Raw genomic sequence first — 23,733 nt, 5'->3', positions numbered from 1 at the left:
ATTTCCGAATGCGTGTCTGACCCGGGTTTTCGGTGATGAACGTTGGCATCCATGTCAGTACCCATCATGCGGCCGTGGCAGCGGGTCGTCCCGGTTGCATCGCTTCCTTCAAACTGCCTACACTGGGATGAACAGAAGGATGCAGGAGGAAGACATATGGCAGGCATGCACGCGCTGCACAAGATCATTGCGAACCGTACGCGGCCCTCGCTTGCCAGGGTGAGCCCGGGGGAGTTCGTCGAGATCGAGCCCGACGTGTTCGGCGTGATCGTCGGCGTCAATGCGAGCGACGTGAAGCGGCTGGCCGCCGACCTCGAGGAACTGGGCATCGACCGCATCCCGCTGCGCGATCGTATCTACGCAGTCGCCGACCATGCCTCGCCGGCTCCGACCGTGGCGATCGCCGGCGCGCAGAAGTCGTTCCGGGAGTTCTTCAAGGCGCACGGCATCCGCACCTTCGACGGCGGCGCCGGCGTGTCGCACCTGGTGCTGTGCGAGGAGGGCCTCGTCCGTCCCGGCATGCTCGGCATCGCGATAGACTCGCATGCGCCGACGATGGGCGCGATCGGCATGTATGCCTGTTCGCTCGGTGGCGGGCGCCTCACGCTCTATGCGATCGGCCGCTACGTGATCGAGGTGCCGAAGGTCACGCTGGTGCGCGTGACCGGCACGCTGCCGCCTGGCGTCGCGGGGCGCGATGCCTCGCTGTACGTGAACGGCAAGCTCGGCCAGCGCGGCGCCTACAACCATGCGGTCGAGTTCGCCGGTTCGTTCATCGAGTCGCTCAGCATGGACATGCGCTTCACCTTCACCAACATGGGCACCGAGATGGGCGCGGTCGCGTCCTACATCCAGCCTGATCGCACTACGCACCAATGGGTCCGCCAGCGCACCAGCGAACCGTTTACCGTTTTCGAGACCGATGCCGACTACGTGTACGACACGGTGCACGAGGTGGACGTCTCCGGCATCGGCCCGCAGATCGCCGTCCCGCATGCGCCCGACGACGTGCGGCCGGTGGACGAGGTAGCCGGCCGCAAGGTCGACCAGGCCTACATCGGCTCCTGCGCCAGCGGCCGGCTCGAGGACATGGCCGAGACCGCGCGCGTGCTGAAGGGGCGCAAGGTGCATCCGGACGTCCGCCTGATCGTCACGCCCGGTTCGCGCGAAGTGCTGAAAGCCGCCACCGAACTCGGCTACATCCAGGTGATGCACGAAGCCAACGCGATCGTCACCAGCGCCAACTGCGGCGCCTGCCCCGGGCTGCACGGCGGCATCCTCGGCCCGGGTGACGTGGCGATCACCTCGATCACCCGCAACTTCGAGGGCCGCATGGGCCCGGGCGGCGAGATCTACCTCGCCTCGCCCGCGACCGTGGCAGCCTCGGCGATCGCCGGCTGCATCACCAACCCGCTGGCCGCCTGAACAGGAACGCGCGATGAAGCTTACCGGCAAGGTCTGGAAGTTCCCGCAGCACGACATCAGCACCGGGCTCATCCGCAGGCAGATGTACAACCACCTGCCGCCGCAGGAGCAGGGCAAGCACTGCATGGAGGCGCTCGACCCTTCGTTCGCATCGAAGGTGGCGCCGGGCGACTTCATCGTCGCCGGCACCAACTTCGGCTGCGGCTCGTCGACACCGGCGCACTACTCGATCGCCGCGCTCGGCATCCCGGCGATCGTCGCCGAGTCGTTCGGTGCGCTGTTCTTCAGCAACTGCGCCGGTGGCGCGCTGTGGCCGGTGGCCTGCCCGGGCATCCTGGACCTGGTCGAAACCGGTGACACGCTGGAGATCGACACCGACACCCTCGTCGTGCGCAATGTCGGCAGTGGCCGTTCTCTGCAGGGTCGCGCGCTGCCGGAGATCTACCGCGGGATGATCCTCGCCGGCGGCGAGAAGCCCTACCTGCGCGAGCGCCTGCGCAGGGAAGCCGCCGGCTGACCCCTGTGGCCGGTACGCTGCACCTGCTCAGCGCCGGTTCGATCCGGCGCGGAGTGTCCGCGGTCATCGCGCTGTTCGAGCAGGTGGGCGGTGCGCGTGTCGAGGTCGTGTTCACCTCCGCGCCGAAGGTGCGCCAGCGGCTGCTGGCGGGCGAGCGCTGGGACGTGGCGCTCGCCTCGACTGCGGCGTTGGACGCGCTTGCGGCCGGCGGGCGCCTGGACACGTCCACGCGCATCCGGGTCGGCAGTGCGCCGATGGCGGTGGCGATGCGCACCGGACTGCCGGTTCCCGACCTGTCCACCGTCGAGGCGTTCACTGCGGCGATGCGTGCCGCGGACGGTGTCGCCTGCAACGAAGGCTCGAGCGGGCTGCATGCATTGCAGGTGATCGAGCAGCTCGGGTTGCGCGATCGGCCAGGGCCGGAGATCTTCGTCTGCGCAAGCGGCGCGCAGGTGTTCGAAAGGATCGCTACGTCCGAAGGTGCCATCTACGGCCTGGTCAATGTCACCAACATCGCGGACCAGGTCGCCGCAGGTGCGCCGTTGCGGCTCGCCGCGCCGCTACCGGAGGGCCTGCAGAACGTGACGACCTATGAAGCGGCGGTCGTGTCCGGCTGCGCCGAGGCGGCGCTGGGCGGCCGCTTTGTCGCGATGTTCGCCACCCCGCCTGCGCGATGCCTGCTCTCCGATGCGGGCGTCGAATGAATGCCACCCTGATGCAACCGAGGTATCGATGAACCATCCATTGACCGGCCGGGCCGGACGTCCTGCGCCATCGGTCCGTGCCGCCGCCGCTTGCCCGACCGGCGCCGTCGCCAAGGCCTCATCCTCTGTGTTCGTCACCGCGGCCGTCCTGCTCGCCCCGATGCCCGCAGCCGCGCAGCCCGACTACCCGTCCAGGCCGGTCAGGCTGATCGTTCCCTCCTCGCCCGGCGGTGGCACCGACACCACCGCGCGCATCCTCGCGCCGCGGCTGGGCGAAGTGCTCGGCCAGCCGGTGGTGGTCGAGAATCGGCCCGGCGCCAGCCTGATCATCGGCATGGACGTGGTCGCGCGCGCCGCGCCCGACGGCTACACGCTGCTCATCGGAAACAGCACGATGACCATCATCCCGTCGACCCATGCGAAGCTGCGCATCGATCCGGTGCGCGACTTCGCGGCGATCGGACAGGTGGTCGAGCTGCCGCAGATCCTGGTCGGCCATCCGTCGTTCCCGGCGCGCAACGTGAAGGAGCTGATTGCGATCGCGCGCCAGAAGTCTGGGCAGGTCGACTATGCTGCCGGGTCCTACGGTGGCAGCGGACACATGGCGATGGAACTGTTCCTGCACATGGCGTCGATCCGCCTCTCGTACGTGCCGTACAAGAGCGGCAATGCCGGGCTCGCCGATACGCTGTCCGGACATGTGCCGCTGATGATGGGCAGCGTGTTGAGCGCGCTGCCGCATGTGAAGCAGGGACGCCTGCGTGCCTTTGGCGTGACGACGCCGGTACGCTCGTCCGCCGCACCGGAGATCCCCACGCTGGCCGAGGGTGGGGTGCCGGGCTACCAGGCGCTGCAATGGTTCGGCCTGTTCGCGCCGGCCGGCACGCCACCGGACGCGGTGAAGAAGGTGTTCACCGCGACCTCGAATGCCGTGCAGCATGCGCCGACCCGGCAGCAGCTCGTGACCAGCGGCGCCGAGCCGCAGCTCAGCGCATCACCGGAGGCCTTCGGCGCGATGGTCAAGGCCGAGGTGGTGAAGTGGGCCGGCGTGGTGCGCAGTGCCGGACTGAAGAAGGAGTAGCGCCCCCCCGGCCTACCGACCGGGCATCGTGCCCACCGGCAGCGTCGCGCAATGCGCCGCGATGTCGCCCGGACGGCACCACCAGACCCGTCCGGCCAGCGGATGGTCGAGGCAGTGCTTCAGCGCACGGCGCAGCGCCCGCACCCGGAACGGCTGGCCGAACACGTTCGGATGCACCGAAACGTTCATCACCAGCGGCCGCTGTTCGCAGCGTTCGACCATCTCGTCGAACTGCCCGGTGATCGCATCGCAGAACGCGCCAGTGGTCCACTTGCGGTGGATCAGTCCCTGCGCATCGTCGATCTCGACAGGATAGGGCACGACAAGCATCGGCCCTGACCGGGTTCGCATCCACACCGGCTGGTCGTCCATCGGCCAGTCCATCAGGTAGGTGTAGCCGATTTCCCTCAGCAGATCGGGTGTGATCGGCGTCTCGTAGGCGGCCGCACCCATCCAGCCGCGCGGCGCAGCGCCTGCATGGCGGGTGATCGTGTCGGTGACTTCCTGCAGCATGCGTGCCTCGTCGGCCGGCCACAGGCCGCGCAGGTTCTCGGCGTTGGTGCGTCCGTGCGCGACCAGCTCGTCGCCACGGCGCAGGGCGGTGTCGACGATCAGCGGCGCCTCGCGGCAGAGCAGGCTGTTGATCGCATGGCCGGCCGGCAGGCCGAGCTCGTCGAGCAGGTCGAACAGACGCCAGATGCCGACCCGGTTTCCGTAGTCGCGCCAGGCGTAGTTGCGCTGGGTCTGCGGTTCGGAGGCATCGCCCGGGTCATGGCCGGAGCCCGCACCGAAGGCGAACCACTCGATGTTGGTGGTGATCGTGAACGCAAGCCGGCGCTGCCCCGGCCAGTCATACACCGCGCGTTGCGGCAGCGGCACGTAGTCGTAGCGGTCGTGCCTCGGCAGGAGCGGTGTTTCCTCCATCGGTTCAGCTGGCCTCGACGGCGGTGGCGCCGGGTACATGCCCCCAGAGATCGACGATGAGCTTCGCGCCCGGTACGAACAGGTCGGGCGACACGGAGATCGCGCTGAACGGCAGGCCACCGTCGCCGATCTCATGCGTCCACGCGGCATAGGCGCTGCGGAAGCCTCCGAGGTCGTCATGGAAATGCAGTGCCCGAACCACCTGCGACAGGTCGGTGCCGGCAGCGGCGAAGATCACCTTCGCCTTGGCGAGGATGTCGGTCATCTGCGCCTGCACCGTATCGTGGAAGTACGGCGCATCCGTATGCACCTTCGCCGACGGCACCAGCCCGTCCGCATCGATCGCCATCAGCCCGGCGACGAACAGCAGGCCGTCGAAGCTGCAGGCCGGCACCATTCCCGGCATCGGCAGTTCGACGTCGCAGCGGATGTCCTTCAGCCGCGAGCGTGCCGATGCATGCACCGCGACCAGGTTCACCTCGATCGTCGCGTCGAGCGTGCCGAAGCCGGGATGCTCGACCGGTACGATGGTGGTCGGCGGGATGCGTGCGCCGAATACATCGGCCCAGGTCTGCAGGAAGGCCGGCAGTGCCTGCGGGTCGCTCAGGTAGACCTGAGCCTTCACCACCAGGTCGGGACTGCTGCCCGCCGCGTCCAGTGCCGGCAGCAGCCGCTCGTGGAACAGGTAGCCGGTCTCGAGCTTGATGCGGGTGCCGTTCCAGAGCTGTCCTTCCGGTGGTTTCGCCTCGGGCGCGATGTTGCCGGTGTCGTCGCGCGCAAGCTGGCCGGCGACGAAAACGAGGTCGCCGACGCGCACGCAGGGCGCATAGCCGGAGGACTGCGGTGCATCCAGGCTCGCCTGCACCCGCTCGACGCTGCGGCCGCTGTCAACGGTCGCAGCCATCACCTGTACGTCCATCGCCGCATCGCGGTTGAGCAGGCCGCCGACGAGGATCGAGGTGCTCGGCGCGACCTTGCCGGCCATCGCCCGCTTGCGCGCGACATGGTAGGGGTCGACCGAACGCGGATCGGGGTAGTACTGGTCGACGCGGGCAACCAGCGGCATCGCGCTGCCGGCCTGCTCCAGCAGCGTACCGATGCGGCCGAAGATCGCTTCGGCCTCGCGCTGCGCCTTCGGTGGCATGTCAAGCGGCCGGCCGGCCTTCAGCACCGCTGGATCCATGCGGCCATCGGGCCCGGTCGCGCGCAGCCCGGTGCCGAACACCCAGCGGCCAGCGCGCACCACCGGCACATGCACGATGTCGCCGTTACCGGCGCGGGTTGCGCCGTAGTGGCGGACGGCGTCCGCGTCGATCTTCGCCGTCATTCGATCTTCGCCCCGACTTCGCGGATGATGCGTGCCCACAGGTCCCGCTCGGCGCGGAAGAACGCGCCGAACTCCGCCGGGGTCGAGCCGATCTGCTCGATCGCCGCATTGTTCATGAAGGTGCGCACGCTCTCGGTCTTGAGCGAGGCGTTCATCTCGCGGTTGAGGCGGGCGATGATCGGCGCCGGGGTGCCGCGCGGGGCGAGCATGCCCATCCAGACGTACGCCTCGTAGCCCTTCAGTCCCGACTCGGCCATGGTCGGCACGTCGGGCAGCAGCGGCGAGCGCGCGGCGCCGGTGACCGCCATCGGCCGCAGGCGGCCGTCGCGGATCGGGCTCATCATCTGCGCGAGGCCGGGCAACGCGACCCTGATCTGCCCGCCGAGCAGGTCGGCAGTGACCTGCGGGCTGCCCTTGTAGGGCACGTGCACCATCTTCAATCCGGCCATCGACGCGAACATCGCGGTGAACAGGTGCTGCGCGCTGCCGTTGCCGGAGGAGCCGTAATCGATCTTGCCCGGCTGCTCGCGCACCACCGAGATGAACTCCTTGATGTTCTTCGCCGGGAAGGACGGATGCACCAGCAGCACGCCCTGCTCGCGTCCGAGCAGCGAGATGGGTGCGAAGTCGTCGATCGGGTCGAACGACAGCTTGCTGTAGAGCGTGGCGCTGATCGCGTTCGGGTTGGACGCGAGCAGCAGCGTGTAGCCGTCGGCTGGTGCCTTGGCAGCCACTTCGCTGCCCAGCATCGCGCCCTGGCCGGGCCGGTTCTCGACCAGCATCTGCTGGCCCATCTGCTTGGACAGCTCGGCAGCGATCACCCGCATCGGCGCATCGGAAGACCCGCCGGCGCCATAGGGCACGATGATGCGCACCGGGCGCGACGGATAGTCCTGCGCGTGCACGCCGGCAGCACTGGTGACCATCAGGGTGAGCAGTGCGGCAGCCATCGAACGCATCGGCTGGCGGCGGGGGGAGGGGCCGGACGGTTTCATCGGGAGGAACTCCTGTCTGGAAGGGCGCAAGGATGGATCAACTGTGGCGGATCAACTGCCCGGGACGATGCCGGCGGGCAGGGCGATGCAGTGGCCAGCGACTTCGCCCGGCCGGCACCACCATGCACGGCCCGCGAGCGGATGCTGCAGGCAGTGCTTCAGGGCGGAACGCAGCAGCCGGATCCGGAACGGATGGCCGGCGACGTGCGGGTGCAGCGAGACATTCATCACGAGCGGTTGCCGCGCCGACTGCTCGACCATCTCGTCGAACTGTTCGACGAGCATGTCACAGAATGCCGTGGCGTCGCCACGGCGCTGGACCACATGCACGGCATCGTCCACCTCGACCGGTGCCGGCAGCGCGAGCAGCGGGCCGGCGCGGGTGCGCAGCCACACCGGCTGATCGTCCATCGGCCAGTCCATCAGGTAGGTGTAGCCGAGTGCCTTCAGCAGGTCGGGCGTCCACGCTGTCTCGCGCATCGCAGCGCCCTTCCAGCCGGAAGGTGCGAGGCCTTCATGCCGCGCGATGATGTCGGTCACCTCCCGCAGCAGGCGTTCCTCGTCCGCAGGCCAAAGGCCGCGAAGCGTCTCGGCGGCGGTGCGGCCGTGGGCGATCACCTCGTCGCCGCGCGCACGGATCGCATCGGTGAGCTGCGGCGCCTCGCGGTAGACCAGCGTGTCGACGCAGTGCGCGGCGGGCAGCCCGAGCTCGTCGAGCAGTTCGAGCAGGTTCCACGCGCCGACCCGGTTGCCGTAGTCGCGCCAGGCGTAGTTGCGGTGGGTCTGCGGTTCGCCCGGCTTGGCCGGGTCGTCGCCCAGCCCTGCGCCGAACGCGAACCATTCGGCGTGCGCGACCAGCGTCACCGCCAGCCGCCGTCCACCGGGCCAGCTGTAGTCGGCGCGCAGCGGCAGCGGGAGGTAGTCGTAGCGATCGTGCCGGGGCAATCGCGGATCGCCGTGGGCTTCCGCCTCGGCCAGCGCGCGTCGGGCGCCGCTCATCGTATCCTCGGGGTCTGGCTGCACGGATCGATTATAGGGCAGGCCTCCATGCCGGGGCCGTCCGGATCGGAGGAGGCAGGATGGCGGGAAAGGTTTCGGTGGCGGTAGTGCGTGCGCTCGCATCGGTGGCGCTGGCGGCAGGGGCTTCGCTTGGCGCCCCTCCGGGCGATGCCCTGGCGGCGGAGGCCTGGCCGTCGCGCCCGGTCCGGGTAGTGGTTCCATTCACCCCCGGCGCCTCGAACGACATCATCGGACGGCTGATCGGCCAGAAGCTGTCCGACGACTGGGGGCAGGCGGTGCTGGTCGACAACCGGCCCGGTGCGGGCGGTGCACTCGGCGCGGCGCTGGTCGCGAAGGGCACGCCGGACGGCTACACGCTGCTGGTGACAAACCCGGGGCCCACGGTCAACCATGTGGTGCTCAGCGCGAAACCCCAGTTCACGATGGCGGAACTGGCCCCTGTGATCTTCATCGGCTATTCGCCGCTGATCATCGTCGCCAACCCGTCGTTCCCGCCGCGCAATGCGCGCGAGCTGGTCGAGCATGCGAAGGCCAATCCGGGCAAGATCAACTGGGGCTCGGCCGGCAACAACAGCAACCTGCATACCGCGCTCGAGGTGTTCAAGGCGGCCACCGGCATCCAGGCCACCCATGTGCCGTACAAGGGGACCGGTCCATCGCTCGCGGACATCGCCGGCGGGCAGATCCAGCTGATGTTCACCACCTGGGTGTCGGCGGAGTCGCTGGTCAAGGCCGGGCGGCTGCGCGTGCTGTCGACGGCTGGCGCGAAGCGCATGGCCTCGCTGCCGAACGTGCCGACCTTCCAGGAGCAGGGCATCAAGGGCGCGGACGCGATCGTCTGGTTCGGCCTGGATGCCCCGGGAAAGACGCCGCGCGCGATCGTCGAGCGTATCAACGCCGATGTCGACAAGGTGCTGGCGATGCCCGACGTGCGCGCCCGCTTCGACACGCTCGGCATCGAGATCGAGGGCGGGCCGCCGGCGCGCTATGCGGAACTGCTGAAATCGGAAGTGGCACGCCTGGCGCGGCTGGTGAAGGCCGGCGCGCTGCAGGTCGACTGAAAGACAACGAAGAGGACGAAGCGATGACCGACAAGAACGCCAACCACTCGCAGCCGAAGGACTACCCGCTGATCGTCGAGAAGGACGTGCAGATCCCGCTGCGCGACGGCAGCGTGCTGTACGCCGACGTGTTCCGTCCCGACGGCGGCGCGGAGACCTTCCCCGGCATCATGAACATCGGCCCGTACCAGAAGGACAAGCTGTGGCGGCCGCCGGCAGACCTCGAGGAGGCGCCGAACCCGTACATGAACTGGGAGACCGCCAACCCGATGTGGTGGTGCCCACGCGGCTATGCGCTGATCCGCGTCGATTCGCGCGGCTCGGGCAAGTCGCCCGGCATGTCCGAGCCCAGCTCGTACCAGGAAGCGGTCGACGCCTACGACGTCGTCGAATGGATCGCGAAACAGCCCTGGTGCAACGGCAAGGTCGGCACCAACGGGGTGTCCTACCATGCTGCGTTCCAGTGGCGGCTGGCCGGTCTGCAGCCGCCGTCGCTGAAGGCGATCATTCCGTGGGAGGGGCGCGCCGACCAGTACCGCGACCAGGCCTACCACGGCGGCCTGTTCGCGATGGGCTTCATCATGTCCTGGCACACCACGAACATGGCGCACCAGCTGCTGGGCAAGCCGCGCAGCTACAACCCGGACGCCTTCAACAACAACATGCTCTGGCACTACATGCGCAACGACCTCGACTCCGGGTTCTGGCGCATGAACAGCGCGCGCTGGGAACTGATCGAGGTGCCGGTCTACAGCGTCGGCAACTGGAGCGGATACAGCATGCACCTGCGCGGCAACACCGAGGCCTGGCTGTGCGCCGCCTCCAGGCACAAGAAGCTGCGCATCCACAGCGGCACCCACTTCCATCCCTTCCACTCGGAGGAAGGGCGCATGGACCAGCTGCGCTTCATGGACTACTGGCTGAAGGACATCGACACCGGCATCATGGATGAGCCGCCGGTCAAGCTGCAGATCCGCACCGGTGGTGCTGCCGAGCCCTACGCGTTCCGCTTCGAGGACGAATGGCCGATCGCGCGCACGCAGTGGACGCGCTTCCACCTCGACATCGACGAGGCCGGTGGCGAGGTCGACGGCATCCTGAACCCCACGCCGCCAGCGCAGGAACGCAGCGTGACCTACGGCGCGAGCGGCTCGACCAAGGCCGGCGTCTCCTCGTCGTCGACCGCGCTGATGCTGGCGAGCAAGGACAAGCTGGGTACTTCGTTCTGGACCCCGCCGATGCAGGAAGACACCGAGGTCACCGGGCCGATCGTGCTCAACTTGTGGATCTCCAGCACGTCCGAGGACGCGGACATCGTGGTCACGCTGCGCAACATCGGTCCTGATGGCGAAGACGTCTGGGAAGTCGGCCAGCAGGGACAGGCGGTACCGTTGACCAAGGGTTGCCTGCGTGCCTCGCATCGCAAGCTCGATCCGAAGAAGTCGCTGCCATACCGGCCTTACCACGCCCATGATGAACGGCAGTGGCTCGAGCCCGGGGTGCCGGTCGAATGCCAGGTCGAGGTCTGGGCCACCTGCATGGTGTTCCGCAAGGGCCACCGCATCCGCGTCGACATCCAGCCGCGCGACGGCATCGGCAGCAACTTCTACGGCCACTACCACGCGGATTACAACCTCGGTGCCGAGAACACCATCTACTCTGGCGGTGATCGGCAGTCGTACCTGCTGCTGCCGCTGATACCGCCCAAGGCCTAGGGCGCTACTGCTTCGGGATGCCGGCGCGCTCGATCACTTCGCGCCACTTCCCGATCTCGGACACCATCAGGTCATGGGCCTGGCGGGGCGTGCTGCCGCGCGCCTCGACGCCGACGTCGAGCAGGCGTTTCGCGACGTCAGGCGATGCGAGGGCGGCAGTGACTTCGCGGTTCAGGCGATCGACGATCGCGCCCGGCGTACGAGCCGGCGCGACCAGTGATGCCCATGACGCTGCGTGGTAGCCGGCGACGCCGCTCTCGGCGACGGTCGGCACGCCGGGCAACAGCGGCGAGCGCTTGCTCGACGTGACCGCCAGCGCCTTGACGGCGTTCGCACGCACCTGCCCGATCACCGCGCCGACGCTTTCGAACATCAGCTGCACTTCGCCGCCGCGCAGCGCCGCCAGCGCGGCGGGCGAGGTCTTGTAGGGCACCGTCTGTGCACGGATGCCGGCCATCGTCTTGAACAACTCGACCGCGAGGTACTGCGTGCTGCCGATGTTCAGCGTGCCGATGTCGAGCTTGCCGGGATTGGCTCGCACATGCGCGAGCGCATCGGCGAGCGATCCGAAACGCGTGTCGGACGCGCCGAGCACCGCCATGTCGAAGAAGCCCAGCGTCGAGACATGCGCATAGTCCTTCACGATGTCGTACGGCAGGCTGTTGAACATCGACACCGTCAGTGCCGCGCCATTGCCCGTGTGCAGGATCGTGTATCCATCCGGCTCTGCCTTCGCGGCGGCCACAGACGCGACGATGAGGCCGGCACTGGGGCGGTTGTCGATGATGATCGGCTGGCCCATCGATTCGGACATCTTCTGGCCGACGGTCCGTGCGGTGATGTCACCGATGCTGCCGGCACCGAAGGGCACGAGGTAGCGGATCGGGCGTGACGGGTAATCCTGCGCGAAGGCCGGCGTGGCTGCGAGCGCCGGCAGCAACGCGAGCAAGAACCCCAGACGGTCGAAGCGGTTGCATCCGGACATCGTTTCCCCCAGGTTGATACGGCACCGGCGAGGATCGCACTTGCGCATCCGGCCTTGCCGTTGTCTCCGGCAGTGCTCGCATGGTCGCGGATTATACTGGGCACCATGGAGGAGCCGGGATGACCACACTGATCATCGGCGCCGGGCTGGTCGGCGCACAGGTGGCGAGGATCCTCGCCGAGCGCGGCGAGCGGCCGCTGGTGATGGATTCACGACCGCAGCGCGAGGTGCTGGCGACCCTCCTGGATCCGTCCACGATCGACCTGTTCGAGGGCGACGTGCTGCGCCCGCTGTCGATCAGCGCGGCGCTGGCGCGTGCAAAGGTCGACGCGATCGTGCATACCGCCGCCAACCCGCTGCTGACGCTCGGCGCACAACGCAATCCGTACGCCGCGATCGAGCTGAACATCATGGGGCTTGCCAACGTGATGGAAGCCGCACGCATCCATGGCATCGGCCGGGTGGTGGCGTCGAGTTCCAGCGTGCTCAACCGGTACCAGAGCGGCGGCGAGGATGGCGGCGACCTGTCGCAGGAAGAGGCGGTGCCGCGGCCGCATACGTTCTATGCGGCAACCAAGCAGGCGGTCGAGAGCATCGGCCTGAACTATGCGCGCAGCTTCGGCATCGCGTTCGCGGCGCTGCGCTACTGTCCGGTCGCCGGACCCTGGAGCGGCCCCGGCGGAGGCGGCCCGAGCGGCATCTTCCGTGCGATGGTCGAGGCCGCGGTCGACGGCCGCGAAGCGGTGATCCCGGGTACCGCGATGGAATGGGTGTATTCGAAGGATGCCGCGCTGGCGACGGTACAGGCGATCCATGCACCCGACCTCGGCAGCGGCGTCTTCAACATCACGATGGGGCGGATCTACCGTCCGCAGGAACTGGCGGCGGCACTGGAAGCGGCCATTCCCGGAACACGCACGAAGATCGAGGCGCAGCCGGAAGGATCGACCTGGAGCGGTGGCGACTGGAAGCCCGCGGATATCTCGCGCGCGGCAAGGCATCTCGGCTACCTGCCCCAGTACCCGATGGCGCGCCTGCTGCAGGATTACGCGGCGTGGTATCGAGGCGTGAGGGGCTAGCGAAGGAGGGATTGCAGCCAGGCGCTGAAGCTGGACCATTCCGCGCCATTGTTCAGCCTGCGGCCTTCAGGCGCTCAACGCGACGAAAGCACCCCGGCGAACAGGCTCGCTCCCAGCGCGGCGCGCGCATCGGGACCGGCCTCGCGCGCGGCCAGCAGGTATTCCTTGACGGCCGCGATCGCCTCGGGCGGCTGCGCGCCGATGGTGTTCGCGATCTCGGTGCCGCGCGCGGCCAGCGATCCGGGGGCGACCGTCTCGTCGACCAGTCCAACTTCACGCGCCCGTGACGCGCTGATCCTGCTGCCGGTATAGACCAGCCAGGGCAGCGCGGCGATCGCGCGTGGCCAGAGCGCGGTCATCGCCAGCGTCGGTGGCAGTCCGCCGGCCATCTCGGGCAACCGGAACGTCGCCTCGTCACTGGCTACCGTGATGTCGCAGCTGCCCGCCAGCGCGGTGCCGAAGCCCTGCGCCACACCCTGCACCAGCGCGAGGGTCGGCACCGGTACCCGATGGATCGCGCCGTACAGTGCCGTGATCGGTGCCGTCATGTTCGCGCGGATCGCGACGGCGGTGGGCGCGCGGCCCTCCTTGCCCTGCTCCGGGGCGTGCGCATAGTCGCGTCCCTTGCAGAAGTCGGCGCCCGCACCGCACAGCACCAGCAGCTTCGCCTCGCGCGGGATCGACGTGATGGCAGCGTGCAGCAGCTCGACCATCGCGCTGGTGACCAGGTTGCCGCAGTCGGGACGATTCAGGACGACCTGCCACGTCGTTCCTTCGAGGACAGTGCGGATGGGTGCATCGGTGCCGCTCGCGCTTGTCATGTCCGCCCTTTCAATCGATGCGTGCGCCGGAGGCGCGGATCACCTCACCCCACTTCGCCAGCTCGCGCGCGATGAAGGCGGTGTACTCCTTCGGTCCGAGCGGCGTGGAGAACGCCCCGACGCTGGTGAAGCGCTCGCGCGTCTCCGCCGAGGCGGCGGCCCGCATCACTTCGCGGGCAAGCACCTCGACCACTGCCGGATCGATCTTCGCCGGACCCGAGACGCCGTACCACAGGCCGCCCTCGATGCCCGGATAGCCGCTCTCGGCCATCGTCGGGATTTCCGGCATCACGGTGGATCGCTGGCCGGACATCGCGGCGATCGCGCGTATCCGACCCAGCTTGATCTGGGGCAGCAGCGACGGCAGCCCGTCGAACATCGCCTGCACCGCGCCGGCCCCGAGGTCGACGACGGCCGGCCCGCTGCCCTTGTACGGGACATGGCCGAGCTCGGTCTTCGTGCGCAGCTTGAACAGTTCGGCCATCACGTGCGGCGCACTGCCGTTGCCGGAGGAGGCGAACAGGTAGCCGCCGGGCTTCGCCTGCGCGAGCGCGACGAACTCCTTCACGGTCTTCGCGGGCACGGCCTGGTGCAATGCCATCACGCCCGGGATGGTGTTGACCAGCGCCACGTGCGTGAAGTCCTTGAGCGCGTCCCAGGGCAGCTTGCTGTAGAGCGCAGGTGCGACGCCATGGGTGCTGCTGGACGACAGCAGCAGCGTGTAGCCGTCGGGCGCCGATCGTGCAACGGTCTCCGATGCGAGCGTGCCGCCAGCACCCGGACGGTTGTCGACGAGCATGCTCTGCCCGAGCGCATCCTGCACCTGCTGCGAGAGGACGCGCGCCGTGAAGTCGGCCGCGCCGCCAGGCGTGACCCCGACCACCAGGCGCATCGACTTGGCAGGGAATGTCTGCTGGGCGGGGACGCCGGTCGCGACCAGCAGCAGGGCCGGCAGCGTGCATGTCGCGGCGATCACCGCCAACCCGGCGGACCGGGCGGACTGCGCTGCGGACTTCTCGGGTACGGCGGCAGTGCGCATGACGACCTCCCTCTTTCGCTGAGGCAGGCTCGGCTGCGCCCGCCTGGTGAGCCGCTACTGCGCAGGATCCGCAGCGCCCTTCCCGGCACGACGGCCGAACACCGCCCCCGACACCAGCCCGGTTCCGCCGGGATAACCATCGTAGAAGATGCCGCCGACGATCTCGCCGGCCGCGTAGAGACCGGGTATCGGCTGCAGCCCGGCATCCAGCACGCGCGCATCGGGCGAGATGCGCAGGCCGCCGAAGGTGAACGTGATGCCGGTGGTGACGCCGTAGGCTTCGAACGGACCCTGGTCGAGCGGCTGCGCCCAGTTCGACTTCGGCAGCGGCAGTCCGCGGGTCGACTTGCCGTCCTTCTGCGACAGGTCGATGGTGCCGTCCAGATGCGCAACCGAAGCGTTGAACTCGCGCACCGTCTGCACGAAGCGCGCGCGGTCGATGCCCTCGATCTTCTCCGCCAGCTGCTCGATCGTGTCTGCACGCACCTTCGTGATGCGACGGATCCGGTATTCGTCGAGCAGCAGCGGCACATGCCGCTGGTCGAACACCTGCCAGGCGACCATGTTCGGCTGCTTCAGGATGGCCTTGCCCAGCCGCGAGTAGGTGTAGCTCTGCATGTCCGCGCCTTCGTCGAAGAAGCGCTCGCCGGCGAGGTTCACCGTGATGCCCATCGGGTAGCTGTACTTCTGGTAGCCGTCGCCGACGACCAGGTCGCCGGTCTCCGGCGCGTTCATGTCCCAGCAGCTGCCGTGGGCACCGGTCCAGTGCCCGTGCGGCCGTGCACCGGCGGCCATCGCCATGTCGAGGCCGGCGCCCGTGTTGAACGCGGTGCCGCGCACCTTGGCAAGGTCCCAGCCCGGCCCGAGGTAGCGCGCCCGCTTCTCGGTGTTCGCCTCGAATCCGCCGCACGCGAGCACCACCGAGCGTCCGGCGACCCGCATCGGCTGCCCGCGCCACCAGCCTTCGACGCCGACCGCACGCCGGCCATCGAGCACCAGCGAATGGGCGATCGCCTCGTGGCGGATCTCGATGCCGCGCTTCGCGGCGGATGAGTGGTAGGCCTCGACCAGCCCGGCGCCGCCGCCCCACAGCTCGATCGGCAGCCCGCCCCAGAAGCGGATGCGGTCGCCGACCTTCACCGACTGCCGGCGGTAGCTCAACTGGAAGCGAGCACCGATGGTGCGCATCCATTGCAGCGTGCTCAGGCTGTTGTCGACGATGGTCTCGGCCAGGTCGGGATCGCAGCGATAGCCCGTCAGCCGGCCGATGTCCTCGAGGTAGTCCGCGCGGCCGTAGGTGCCGAAATCGCAGCGCGCCGCTTCCTCCGGCGAGAGCTCCGGAACCAGCGAGGACAGGTCGTTGGCGCCGTCGAAGGTGGTGCGCAGCTGCCCGGCCGCGTAGCGCGTGTTGCCACCCGCATGCTCGACCGGTGCCGCCTCGAGCACGACCACCCGGGCGCCGGACTCGGCAGCCGACAGCGCGGCGGCCATCGCGGCGTTGCCGGCCCCGACGACAATGACGTCGAACGACATGGGACCTGTGCTCCTCTGACATGCATCCGTCGCGGTCGGCCGATGCCGCCGCGGGCCCGCCGCAATGGCATGGTCCGGAAAGATTCTACACACCTCGCATTGTCCGGTGGCGGCGGCTGCGCTATCGTGTGATCACACACGGGGATAGCCGATGCAACCGATGTCTCGAAACGTGCCGTCATGGCTGGCCGCAGCGGTCTTGCTGCCGCCGCCCTGCGGGCTGACGCTGTACGGCGCGGCGGTGCACGCGGCCGAGGCCTGGCCGCAGCGGGCCGTGCGGTTGCTGGTCCCCGTCGCACCGGGCGGCGCCTCCGACTTCACCGCGCGGCTGGTGGGACAGAAGCTGTCGGAATCGTTCGGGCAGAATGTCGTCATCGACAACCGCGCTGGCGCCGCCGGCATCATCGCGACCGAGATCGTCGCGCGCGCCACGCCGGACGGGCACACCTTCCTGGTATCGTCGAACACCACGCACGGCATCGGGCCGGTGCTCTACCGCAAGCTGCCGTACGACGCGATGAAGGACTTCACCCATGTCGGCCTGGTCGCCACGATCCCGACGGTGATGGTGATCCATCCGTCGGTCCCGGCGACGACCGTGCGCGAGTTCGTCGCGCTGGCCAGGGCGAAGCCGGACGGCTTTTCGTTCGCGTCCTCCGGCGGGGGCAGCAGTTCGCGCCTGCTGGGCGAACTGTTCAAGACCAGCACCGGGGCACCGCTGACCCATGTCCCGTACAAGGGCAGCGGCCTCGCGACGGTCGACCTCACCGCCGGCAGCGTGCATGTGATGTTCGACGGCCTGCCGTCGCACGCCGCGAGCATCCGCGCAGGCAGGCTGCGGGTGCTCGCGGTGCTCTGGCCGAAACGCGTCGCCGTGCTGCCCGACGTGCCGACGATGGCGGAAGCAGGCTACCCCGCGGTCGAGGGTGCGCTCTGGTACGGCCTTTCCGGGCCGGCGGGGCTGCCGCAGCCGGTGGTGGACCGGTTGAGCCGCGAACTTCGACGAATCGCGGCGCTGGATGACGTGGTGGCCCGCCTCGCCAGCGTCGGCGCATTTCCTTCGCCGATGGGGCCGGCGGAGTACACGCAGTTCATCCGCGTCGAGAACGCGCGCTGGGGCCCGGTGGTGCGTGCCTCCGGTGCAACGGCGGATTGAACCGCTCATCCATGCAATGTCGGGGATCGTCGATGGAACAGCTTGAATCGGTGGATGTCGTGGTCGTCGGCACGGGCAATGCGGCTTCATGCGCGGCGCTGGCTGCACGCGAGGCCGGTGCTACGGTCGCAATGCTCGATGCCTGTGGCGAGGAAGACCGTGGCGGCAACACGGCTTATGCAGGTGGCCAGATGCGCACCGTGTTCCACGGCGCCGAAGACATCACGAAAGTGGTGGCCGACCTGACCGCGGATGAACTGGCGACGACCGATTTCGGCACTTACACCGCGGCCGACTTCTTCGACGACATGGCGAGCGTCACCGGCTACCGTTGCCATCCCGAACTGACTGAATTCGTGATCGACAACAGCCTCGCTACCCTCGTGTGGCTGCGCGGAAAGGGCGTCCGCTTCGAAGCGGCGTTCGGCCGGCAGTCGTCGAAGGTGAACGGGCGGATGCAGTTCTGGGGCAACCTGCCGTGCATCGTCTGGGGCGGCGGCGCCGGGCTGATCGAAGCGCTGCATGCCCGCGCAGCGAAGGAAGGGGTGCGTACGTACTACCGCACGCCGGCGATCGCGCTGCAGCGCGACGGCAGCCGCGTGACCGGCGTCACGGTGATGCATGGCGGCGTGCAGAAGACGGTGCGGGCGAAGGCGGTGGTACTCGCCTGTGGCGGCTTCGAGGCGAATGCCGAGATGCGCAGCCGCTACCTCGGCCCCAACTGGGACCTCGCGAAGGTGCGCGGCACCCGCTTCAACACCGGCGCCGGGTTGCGCATGGCGCTCGACATCGGCGCGCGTGCCTATGGCCACTGGTCCTGTGCGCATTCGAGCTTCTGGGAGCTCAACGCGCCGGAGTATGGCGACCCGGTCGTCAAGGGCGCCTACCAGAAGCACAGTTATCCGTTCGGCGTCGTGGTCAATGCGCGCGGCGAGCGGTTCGTCGATGAAGGTGCCGACTTCCAGACCGTGACCTATGCGCGCTACGGCCGGGAAGTGCTGGCCCAGCCGGGGCTGTTCGCCTGGCAGGTGTTCGACCAGCGCGCGATACCGCTGCTGCGCGAGACCTACCGCATCCGCCAGGTGACGAAGGTCCAGGGGGCCACGCTGCCGGAACTCGCCTCGAAGATGGAAGGCGTCGATGCGCAGGCTTTCCTGCAGACGATGGAAGCCTACAACCGCGCGGCACCCGACGACGAGTCGCCGCTGGTCGCGAGCATCAAGGATGGTCTGTCGACGCGCGGCCTGGCGCTGCCGAAGTCGAACTGGGCACGCAGGATAGACAAGGGACCGTTCGAGGCCTACGCGGTGACCGCCGGCATCACCTTCACGTTCGGTGGCCTGAAGATCAGTACCCGTGCGGAGGTCGAGGACGACGCCGGCGATCCGATCCCCGGACTGTTCACGGCCGGCGAGATGGTCGGCGGCCTGTTCTACGGCAATTATCCGAGCGGCACCGGGTTGACCTGCGGCGCCGTATTCGGCCGTACCGCCGGCACCGGCGCCGCGGCGTTCGCGCGCCGATGAAACTCCCCGCCTTCGACTACGCCGCACCGGCCACGCTCGACGAGGCGTTCGAGCTGCTGGAACAGCACGCGGGCGATGCCCGTCCACTGGCCGGCGGACAGAGCCTGATGCCGGTGCTGGCCTTCCGCCTGGCGCAACCTTCGATGCTGGTGGATATCGGCCGCATCCCCGGGCTCGATGCGATCACGATCGGCGGAGACGGCGTGCGCCTTGGCGCGCGCGTGCGCTGGTGCGACATCCTCGAGCATCCGTCGCTGCGCGCCGCGCATCCGCTGCTGGTCGAGGCGATCGGCCATGTCGCGCACTATCCGATCCGCAACCGCGGCACGGTCGGCGGCAGCCTGGCGCATGCCGATCCGGCCGCCGAGATGCCGGGCATCGCATACACCTGCGAGGCGACGATGGTGATCGCCGGCCGCGCCGGTACGCGCACGGTGGCTGCACGCGACTTCTTCACCGGGCCGCTGGAGACCGTGATCGGGCCGGCGGAACTGCTGGTCGAGGTCAGGCTGCCGGCATGGCCTGTCGCGCGGCGCTGGGGCTTCGAGGAGTTCGCGCGCCAGCGCGGCGCCTTCGCGCTGGCGGCGATCGCGGCGTTCTATGACGAGCGCGACGGCGTGGCCACCGGCGTCCATCTCGGCGTGATCGGCGCGACCGGCGTCGTGCAGCGGCTGCCGGCGGCGGAATCGGCCCTCGAAGGACGCGCGGTGGATGCGGCCGGCATCGCGGCCGCGGTCGCTGCGGCACGCGCGGAGGTCGATCCGCCGGAGGATGCCGAGGCGAGCAGCGCCTACCGTCGTTCCCTGGTCGGCACGATGGTCGAGCGGGCACTGGCTGCAGCTGCGACGCGGCCAGTGGCTGCATAAGCGAGGACTCAAGACATGGGCAATCCCCCCGCGCGCACCGTGCGCTTCACCGTGAATGGCGTGCCGGCCACGGTCGAGGTCGAGCCCCGGCTCACCCTGGCCGACTGCCTGCGCCACGCGCTCGAGCTCACCGGCACGCATGTCGGGTGCGAGCACGGCGTCTGCGGCGCCTGCACTGTCATCGTCGACGGCCGGGCGGTGCGCAGCTGCCTGATGCTCGCGGTGCAGGCCGAAGGCTGCGCCGTGCAGACCGTGGAAGGGCTCGTCGACGGAGAGGCGCTCGGCCCCTTGCAGGCCGCGTTCCGCCGCCACCATGCGTTGCAGTGCGGCTTCTGCACGCCGGGCATGCTGATGACCTCGCACGCATTGCTGAGCAGCGAACCCGATGCCGACGTGGCGCGCGTGCGCGAAGCCCTGTCGGGCAACCTGTGCCGATGCACCGGCTACATCGGAATCGTCGAGGCGGTGCTCGATGCGCGTGCCGCGTACAAGGCCGGCGCAGGCAAGGGCCGTCCCGACCGATGACCCGGCACGACATCCTGGTCGGCCAGCCGGTCGAACGGCTGGAAGATCTCCGCTTCCTGACCGGACGCGGCCAGTATGTCGATGACCGTTCGGTCGACGGGATGCTGCATGCGACGCTGGTGCGCAGCGCGCTCGCGCACGGGACGATCCGGGCGATCGACACCGCGGCCGCGCTGGCACTGCCCGGCGTGCATGCGGTGTACACGGCCGCGGACCTCGGTGCGAAGGTACCGATGATTCCGATGCGCATGGAAGCCAATGCCGATCTCGCCCGCTTCGAGCAGCCGGTGCTGGCGCACGGCAAGGTGCGCTATGTCGGCGAGCCGCTGGCGCTGGTGGTGGCAGACACGCCGGCGATCGCCGAGGATGCGGCCGGCCTGGTGGCAGCGCACATCGAGCCACTGCCGGTGGTCCTCGACCGCACCGGCGCCGAGCGCGGCGACACGCTGCTGTTCGAGCAGGCCGGCAGCAACCGTGGCCTCGCGTTGCAGGCGCTCCGCGGCGACGCATCCGCGCTCGATGCCGCGTTCCGCGACGCGCCGTACACCTGCCGCCGACGCTTCAAGGTCCACCGGCATACCGCGGCTCCGATGGAGACCCGCGGTCTGCTCGCCGAGTGGGACGCGGCGCGGCAGCGGCTGACCGTATCGGGGCTGGTGAAGGTGCCGTTCGCGATCCGCGCATTGCTGGCTACCCTGCTCGGCATGCCGGAGTCGGCGATCGACGCGGTCGAGAGCGACTGCGGCGGTGGCTTCGGCATGCGCGGCGAGTTCTACCCGGAGGACTTCCTCGTGCCGTTCGCCGCGCGCCGGCTCGGCCGGGCGGTGAAGTGGATCGAGGACCGCAACGAGCACCTGCTGGCGATCACCCATGCGCGCGAGGTGGAATGCGAACTCGAGATCGCCTGCGATCGCGACGGCACGATCCGCGGCCTGCGCGGCCAGGGTGCCTACGACCTGGGTGCCTACATCCGGCCCAATGCCGTGACCGCGCCGCGCAATTTCGCGCAGATGGCCGGCGGCCCGTACCGGATACCGGCGCTGCACATGGAGGTCGCGCTGCTGGTGAGCAACAAGACGCCGGCGGGCAGTTATCGTGGACCCGGCCGGTTCGAGACCGACTGCTTCCGCGAGCGGCTGTTCGACATCGCCGCCGGCGAACTGGGCATCGACCGGGTCGCGTTCCGCCGACACAACCTGCTGCGCCAGGACGAGATGCCGAGCCGGCTGCCGATCGTGATGCCCTACGGGTCCGGCGGAGAGACGGACAGCGGCAACTACCACGAGACCTTCGAGCGCTGCCTGGCGGAGATCGGCTGGAACGACAAGGTCGCGCTGGCCGGCCGGCAGATCGACGGCGTGTTCCACGGGATCGCCATCGGCTGCTACATCGAGGGCGGTGGCTCCGGCCCGCGCGAACATGCACGGCTGGTGTACGAAGGCGATGGCCGGGTGGCGGTGCATGTCGGCTCGTCCGCCGTCGGGCAGGGACTCGAGACGATCTTCGCGCAGATCGCGGCCGATGCGCTCGGCCTTCCGATGGACCGCATCAGCGCCGTACGCCACGGTTCGTCGGGCATCGTGAAGATGGGATACGGTTCGCTCGGCTCACGCTCGACGGTGATGGGTGGCTCGGCCATCCTGGATGCGGCGAACAACCTCCAGCACGCGATCCGTACGCTCGCCGCCGCGCGCCTGGGCTGTGCACCCGAGGAAGTCTCGCTCGAGGACGGCCTGCGCAGCGCCGCCGCACGCGGTCGCGTGCTGGCGCTCGCCGGGCCGTCGGGACTGGCCGGGGGCGGCATCGAGGCCGATGGCCTGTTCGAGAACGACCGGCGCACGTACAGCTACGGCAGCCACGCAGCGCACCTGACCGTGGATGCCGCCACCGGGCAGGTGCGCCTGCTCGACTATGTGTCGGTCGAGGATGTCGGGCGCATCATCAACCCGATGACGCTCCATGGCCAGGTGATCGGCGCGATCGTCCAGGCCCTGGGCGGGACACTGCTCGAGCATCTGGTGTACGACGGGCAGGGACAGCTGCTGACCGGGTCGCTCGCGAGCTACCTGGTGCCGGCCGCAGACGACTTCCCGGTCATCCGCTCCTTCGTGCTCGAGAACCATCCGTCGCCGCTGAACCCGCTCGGCGTGAAGGGTGCCGGTGAAGGCGGCGTGATCCCGGTCGGCGGGGTGATCGCCAATGCGATCGCCTCGGCGCTGTCCTCCTTCGGTGTGCAACCGGACGAACTGCCGCTGACCCCGCCGCGCATCTGGGAACTGATCCGCCGCGGCAACGCGCCGGTTGCCTTACCATGACGATGACGTACCGCCAGCAAGGACGAAGCATGACCGGAACCCAGCCATGAGCACCCAGGCAACAGCGGCCCGCGCTGACGGACCCGAAGGCGCCCCGGTGCGCGTGAACCTCGCCAGCGGCCTCTACGATCGCATGCAGGCGCTGTACACCGGCGAAGTGAAGCCGCGCGGCATCGACCTCAACTTCATCATCAACGATGATCCGCGCAACATCTTCAACCGGATGTCGGCGACGCAGGAATTCGACGTCGCCGAGATGTCGTGCTCGGACTACATCGCGCGGCTGTCGGTGCAGAAGGAAAAGACGCCGTTCATCGCCATCCCGGTGTATCCCGCACGCTGCTTCCGGCACGGCTACATCACCGTCGACCGGCGCGCCGGCATCCGCGAGCCGAAGGACCTCGAGGGCAAGCGGGTAGGGCTGCCGCGCTACACGATGACCGCGACGGTGTGGATCCGCGGCATCCTGCAGCACGAGTTCGGCGTCGACCTGTCGAAGATCCACTGGGTCGAAGGGCAGATCAACGGGCCCGGCCTGCATGGCGAACCGGGCGTGATGCCGCTGCTGCGCGACGTGCCGATCACCGTCAACCAGACCGGTCGCTCGCTGAGCGACCTGATCGACAAGCGCGAGATCGATGCGGTCATCGGCACCTCGGTGCCCGACTCGCGCCACCACAACCCGGACATCGTCCGCCTGTTCCCCGACTTCCGCGAGCGCGAGAAGGAATACTTCCGGCGCACCGGACAGTTCCCGATCATGCACTGCATCGTCATCCGGCGCAGCCTGTACGAACGTCATCCGTTCATCGCGAAGAGCCTGTTCGAGGCGTTCTGCGAGTCCAAGCACATCGCCATCAGGCACATGCGCTACATCGCCATCCCGCGCTACATGCTGCCGTGGATGCACGACGACATCGACGAGATCGACGCGGTGTTCGGACGCGATCCGTTTCCCTACGGCATCGAAGCGGGCCGCAGGAACTTCGAAGCCTTCCAGCAGTACATGGTGGAGCACGGCATCCTCGCGCAGGCGATGCCGGTTGAAGACCTGTTCGCCGACATCGGCGGCAGTACCCTTACCTGAATCCGGCGACGCGGGGGGGCGATGCGATGGTC

General features: G+C 68.8%; 21 protein-coding genes. 13 read left to right on the top strand and 8 right to left on the bottom strand.

The features are described from left to right. Nucleotides 1–156: 156 nt before the first annotated feature. From ING98_00355 to ING98_00340, 4 genes are read left to right on the top strand one after another with little or no spacing between them, the layout of a single operon-like run. A complete protein-coding gene (locus tag ING98_00355; GenBank protein MCA3100303.1) occupies nucleotides 157–1,425 on the top strand; it encodes a 3-isopropylmalate dehydratase large subunit in 1,269 nt (422 codons plus the stop codon). 13 nt (nucleotides 1,426–1,438) lie between these two features. Continuing rightward, the gene (leuD, locus tag ING98_00350; protein MCA3100302.1) at nucleotides 1,439–1,942 is read left to right on the top strand and encodes a 3-isopropylmalate dehydratase small subunit; all 504 of its coding nucleotides are present in this window, start codon (nucleotides 1,439–1,441) and stop codon (nucleotides 1,940–1,942) included. A gap of 5 nt (nucleotides 1,943–1,947) precedes the next feature. Continuing rightward, the gene (locus ING98_00345) at nucleotides 1,948–2,646 is read left to right on the top strand and encodes a substrate-binding domain-containing protein (protein ID MCA3100301.1); all 699 of its coding nucleotides are present in this window, start codon (nucleotides 1,948–1,950) and stop codon (nucleotides 2,644–2,646) included. Between the two features lie 28 nt (nucleotides 2,647–2,674). Continuing rightward, a complete protein-coding gene (locus ING98_00340; protein MCA3100300.1) occupies nucleotides 2,675–3,727 on the top strand; it encodes a tripartite tricarboxylate transporter substrate binding protein in 1,053 nt (350 codons plus the stop codon). Nucleotides 3,728–3,739: 12 nt separating this feature from the next. Here the strand turns inward: ING98_00340 and ING98_00335 are convergent, their stop codons facing one another. The 4 genes from ING98_00335 to ING98_00320 are packed head-to-tail and all read right to left on the bottom strand — an operon-like array spanning nucleotide 3,740 to nucleotide 7,972. Continuing rightward, the gene (locus ING98_00335) at nucleotides 3,740–4,651 is read right to left on the bottom strand and encodes a polysaccharide deacetylase family protein (protein MCA3100299.1); all 912 of its coding nucleotides are present in this window, start codon (nucleotides 4,649–4,651) and stop codon (nucleotides 3,740–3,742) included. Between the two features lie 4 nt (nucleotides 4,652–4,655). Next, the gene (locus tag ING98_00330) at nucleotides 4,656–5,978 is read right to left on the bottom strand and encodes a hypothetical protein (protein ID MCA3100298.1); all 1,323 of its coding nucleotides are present in this window, start codon (nucleotides 5,976–5,978) and stop codon (nucleotides 4,656–4,658) included. Beyond that, the gene (locus tag ING98_00325; protein MCA3100297.1) at nucleotides 5,975–6,973 is read right to left on the bottom strand and encodes a tripartite tricarboxylate transporter substrate binding protein; all 999 of its coding nucleotides are present in this window, start codon (nucleotides 6,971–6,973) and stop codon (nucleotides 5,975–5,977) included. Before ING98_00325 ends, ING98_00330 begins: the two co-directional genes overlap by 4 nt. Nucleotides 6,974–7,024: 51 nt before the next feature. Further along, nucleotides 7,025–7,972 carry a polysaccharide deacetylase gene (locus ING98_00320; protein MCA3100296.1) on the bottom strand — a complete coding sequence of 316 codons (948 nt, stop codon included), beginning with the start codon at nucleotides 7,970–7,972 and terminating at the stop codon, nucleotides 7,025–7,027. Between the two features lie 80 nt (nucleotides 7,973–8,052). Here ING98_00320 and ING98_00315 point away from each other — a divergent pair, with 80 nt between their 5' ends. Together ING98_00315 and ING98_00310 are read left to right on the top strand one after the other, a co-directional pair. Then, nucleotides 8,053–9,054: a tripartite tricarboxylate transporter substrate binding protein gene (locus tag ING98_00315; protein ID MCA3100295.1), complete on the top strand. Its 1,002-nt coding sequence runs from the start codon at nucleotides 8,053–8,055 to the stop codon at nucleotides 9,052–9,054. Nucleotides 9,055–9,077: 23 nt separating this feature from the next. After that, nucleotides 9,078–10,769: a CocE/NonD family hydrolase gene (locus ING98_00310; protein MCA3100294.1), complete on the top strand. Its 1,692-nt coding sequence runs from the start codon at nucleotides 9,078–9,080 to the stop codon at nucleotides 10,767–10,769. A gap of 4 nt (nucleotides 10,770–10,773) precedes the next feature. Here ING98_00310 and ING98_00305 read toward each other — a convergent pair whose 3' ends face one another. After that, nucleotides 10,774–11,754, bottom strand: coding sequence for a tripartite tricarboxylate transporter substrate binding protein (locus ING98_00305; protein MCA3100293.1), 981 nt, complete (start codon nucleotides 11,752–11,754; stop codon nucleotides 10,774–10,776). A 119-nt stretch (nucleotides 11,755–11,873) separates the two neighbouring features. On the opposite strand from ING98_00305, the gene ING98_00300 reads away from it, so the two are divergent. After that, a complete protein-coding gene (locus ING98_00300) occupies nucleotides 11,874–12,833 on the top strand; it encodes an NAD(P)-dependent oxidoreductase (GenBank protein MCA3100292.1) in 960 nt (319 codons plus the stop codon). Nucleotides 12,834–12,907: 74 nt separating this feature from the next. Here the strand turns inward: ING98_00300 and ING98_00295 are convergent, their stop codons facing one another. Genes ING98_00295 through tcuA (ING98_00285) form a run of 3 tightly spaced genes read right to left on the bottom strand, consistent with a single transcriptional unit; the run spans nucleotide 12,908 to nucleotide 16,226 of the window. After that, nucleotides 12,908–13,654, bottom strand: a complete 747-nt coding sequence (locus ING98_00295) for an enoyl-CoA hydratase/isomerase family protein (GenBank protein ID MCA3100291.1) — start codon at nucleotides 13,652–13,654, stop codon at nucleotides 12,908–12,910. Between the two features lie 10 nt (nucleotides 13,655–13,664). After that, nucleotides 13,665–14,693 carry a tripartite tricarboxylate transporter substrate binding protein gene (locus tag ING98_00290; protein MCA3100290.1) on the bottom strand — a complete coding sequence of 343 codons (1,029 nt, stop codon included), beginning with the start codon at nucleotides 14,691–14,693 and terminating at the stop codon, nucleotides 13,665–13,667. Between the two features lie 54 nt (nucleotides 14,694–14,747). Continuing rightward, nucleotides 14,748–16,226, bottom strand: a complete 1,479-nt coding sequence (tcuA, locus tag ING98_00285) for an FAD-dependent tricarballylate dehydrogenase TcuA (protein MCA3100289.1) — start codon at nucleotides 16,224–16,226, stop codon at nucleotides 14,748–14,750. A 151-nt stretch (nucleotides 16,227–16,377) separates the two neighbouring features. Between tcuA (ING98_00285) and ING98_00280 the strand changes: the two genes are divergently transcribed. From ING98_00280 to ING98_00255, 6 genes are read left to right on the top strand one after another with little or no spacing between them, the layout of a single operon-like run. Next, the gene (locus ING98_00280; GenBank protein MCA3100288.1) at nucleotides 16,378–17,382 is read left to right on the top strand and encodes a tripartite tricarboxylate transporter substrate binding protein; all 1,005 of its coding nucleotides are present in this window, start codon (nucleotides 16,378–16,380) and stop codon (nucleotides 17,380–17,382) included. A 32-nt stretch (nucleotides 17,383–17,414) separates the two neighbouring features. Then, nucleotides 17,415–18,908 (top strand): FAD-dependent tricarballylate dehydrogenase TcuA, encoded by a 1,494-nt coding sequence (gene tcuA, locus ING98_00275; protein ID MCA3100287.1) that lies wholly within the window; start codon nucleotides 17,415–17,417, stop codon nucleotides 18,906–18,908. After that, complete coding sequence (locus ING98_00270; GenBank protein MCA3100286.1) at nucleotides 18,905–19,774, top strand: FAD binding domain-containing protein; 870 nt, start codon at nucleotides 18,905–18,907, stop codon at nucleotides 19,772–19,774. Before tcuA (ING98_00275) ends, ING98_00270 begins: the two co-directional genes overlap by 4 nt. Nucleotides 19,775–19,789: 15 nt before the next feature. Then, nucleotides 19,790–20,299: a (2Fe-2S)-binding protein gene (locus tag ING98_00265; protein MCA3100285.1), complete on the top strand. Its 510-nt coding sequence runs from the start codon at nucleotides 19,790–19,792 to the stop codon at nucleotides 20,297–20,299. Further along, nucleotides 20,296–22,614 (top strand): xanthine dehydrogenase family protein molybdopterin-binding subunit, encoded by a 2,319-nt coding sequence (locus tag ING98_00260; protein MCA3100284.1) that lies wholly within the window; start codon nucleotides 20,296–20,298, stop codon nucleotides 22,612–22,614. The genes ING98_00265 and ING98_00260 overlap by 4 nt, the downstream gene beginning before the upstream one ends. A gap of 46 nt (nucleotides 22,615–22,660) precedes the next feature. Continuing rightward, on the top strand, nucleotides 22,661–23,701 hold the full coding sequence (locus ING98_00255) for an ABC transporter substrate-binding protein (protein MCA3100283.1): 1,041 nt from the start codon (nucleotides 22,661–22,663) through the stop codon (nucleotides 23,699–23,701). The last annotated feature ends 32 nt before the right edge of the window (nucleotides 23,702–23,733 follow it).

This window comes from Rhodocyclaceae bacterium (genome assembly GCA_020248265.1).
GTDB lineage: Bacteria > Pseudomonadota > Gammaproteobacteria > Burkholderiales > CAIKXV01 > CAIKXV01.
This window is presented reverse-complemented; position numbering and strand designations above follow the sequence as displayed.

Excerpts from the sequence above, each read along its gene's own strand:
- ING98_00330 (MCA3100298.1), bottom strand. The coding sequence starts at position 5,978 with ATGACGGCGAAGATCGACGCGGACGCCGTCCGCCACTACGGCGCAACC.
- ING98_00300 (MCA3100292.1), top strand. The coding sequence starts at position 11,874 with ATGACCACACTGATCATCGGCGCCGGGCTGGTCGGCGCACAGGTGGCG.
- tcuA (MCA3100289.1), bottom strand. The coding sequence starts at position 16,226 with ATGTCGTTCGACGTCATTGTCGTCGGGGCCGGCAACGCCGCGATGGCC.
- ING98_00280 (MCA3100288.1), top strand. The coding sequence starts at position 16,378 with ATGCAACCGATGTCTCGAAACGTGCCGTCATGGCTGGCCGCAGCGGTC.
- ING98_00270 (MCA3100286.1), top strand. The coding sequence starts at position 18,905 with ATGAAACTCCCCGCCTTCGACTACGCCGCACCGGCCACGCTCGACGAG.
- ING98_00265 (MCA3100285.1), top strand. The coding sequence starts at position 19,790 with ATGGGCAATCCCCCCGCGCGCACCGTGCGCTTCACCGTGAATGGCGTG.
- leuD (MCA3100302.1), top strand. The coding sequence starts at position 1,439 with ATGAAGCTTACCGGCAAGGTCTGGAAGTTCCCGCAGCACGACATCAGC.
- ING98_00310 (MCA3100294.1), top strand. The coding sequence starts at position 9,078 with ATGACCGACAAGAACGCCAACCACTCGCAGCCGAAGGACTACCCGCTG.
- ING98_00355 (MCA3100303.1), top strand. The coding sequence starts at position 157 with ATGGCAGGCATGCACGCGCTGCACAAGATCATTGCGAACCGTACGCGG.
- ING98_00295 (MCA3100291.1), bottom strand. The coding sequence starts at position 13,654 with ATGACAAGCGCGAGCGGCACCGATGCACCCATCCGCACTGTCCTCGAA.
- ING98_00320 (MCA3100296.1), bottom strand. The coding sequence starts at position 7,972 with ATGAGCGGCGCCCGACGCGCGCTGGCCGAGGCGGAAGCCCACGGCGAT.
- ING98_00290 (MCA3100290.1), bottom strand. The coding sequence starts at position 14,693 with ATGCGCACTGCCGCCGTACCCGAGAAGTCCGCAGCGCAGTCCGCCCGG.
- ING98_00315 (MCA3100295.1), top strand. The coding sequence starts at position 8,053 with ATGGCGGGAAAGGTTTCGGTGGCGGTAGTGCGTGCGCTCGCATCGGTG.
- ING98_00340 (MCA3100300.1), top strand. The coding sequence starts at position 2,675 with ATGAACCATCCATTGACCGGCCGGGCCGGACGTCCTGCGCCATCGGTC.
- ING98_00335 (MCA3100299.1), bottom strand. The coding sequence starts at position 4,651 with ATGGAGGAAACACCGCTCCTGCCGAGGCACGACCGCTACGACTACGTG.
- ING98_00260 (MCA3100284.1), top strand. The coding sequence starts at position 20,296 with ATGACCCGGCACGACATCCTGGTCGGCCAGCCGGTCGAACGGCTGGAA.
- ING98_00305 (MCA3100293.1), bottom strand. The coding sequence starts at position 11,754 with ATGTCCGGATGCAACCGCTTCGACCGTCTGGGGTTCTTGCTCGCGTTG.
- ING98_00255 (MCA3100283.1), top strand. The coding sequence starts at position 22,661 with ATGAGCACCCAGGCAACAGCGGCCCGCGCTGACGGACCCGAAGGCGCC.
- tcuA (MCA3100287.1), top strand. The coding sequence starts at position 17,415 with ATGGAACAGCTTGAATCGGTGGATGTCGTGGTCGTCGGCACGGGCAAT.
- ING98_00325 (MCA3100297.1), bottom strand. The coding sequence starts at position 6,973 with ATGAAACCGTCCGGCCCCTCCCCCCGCCGCCAGCCGATGCGTTCGATG.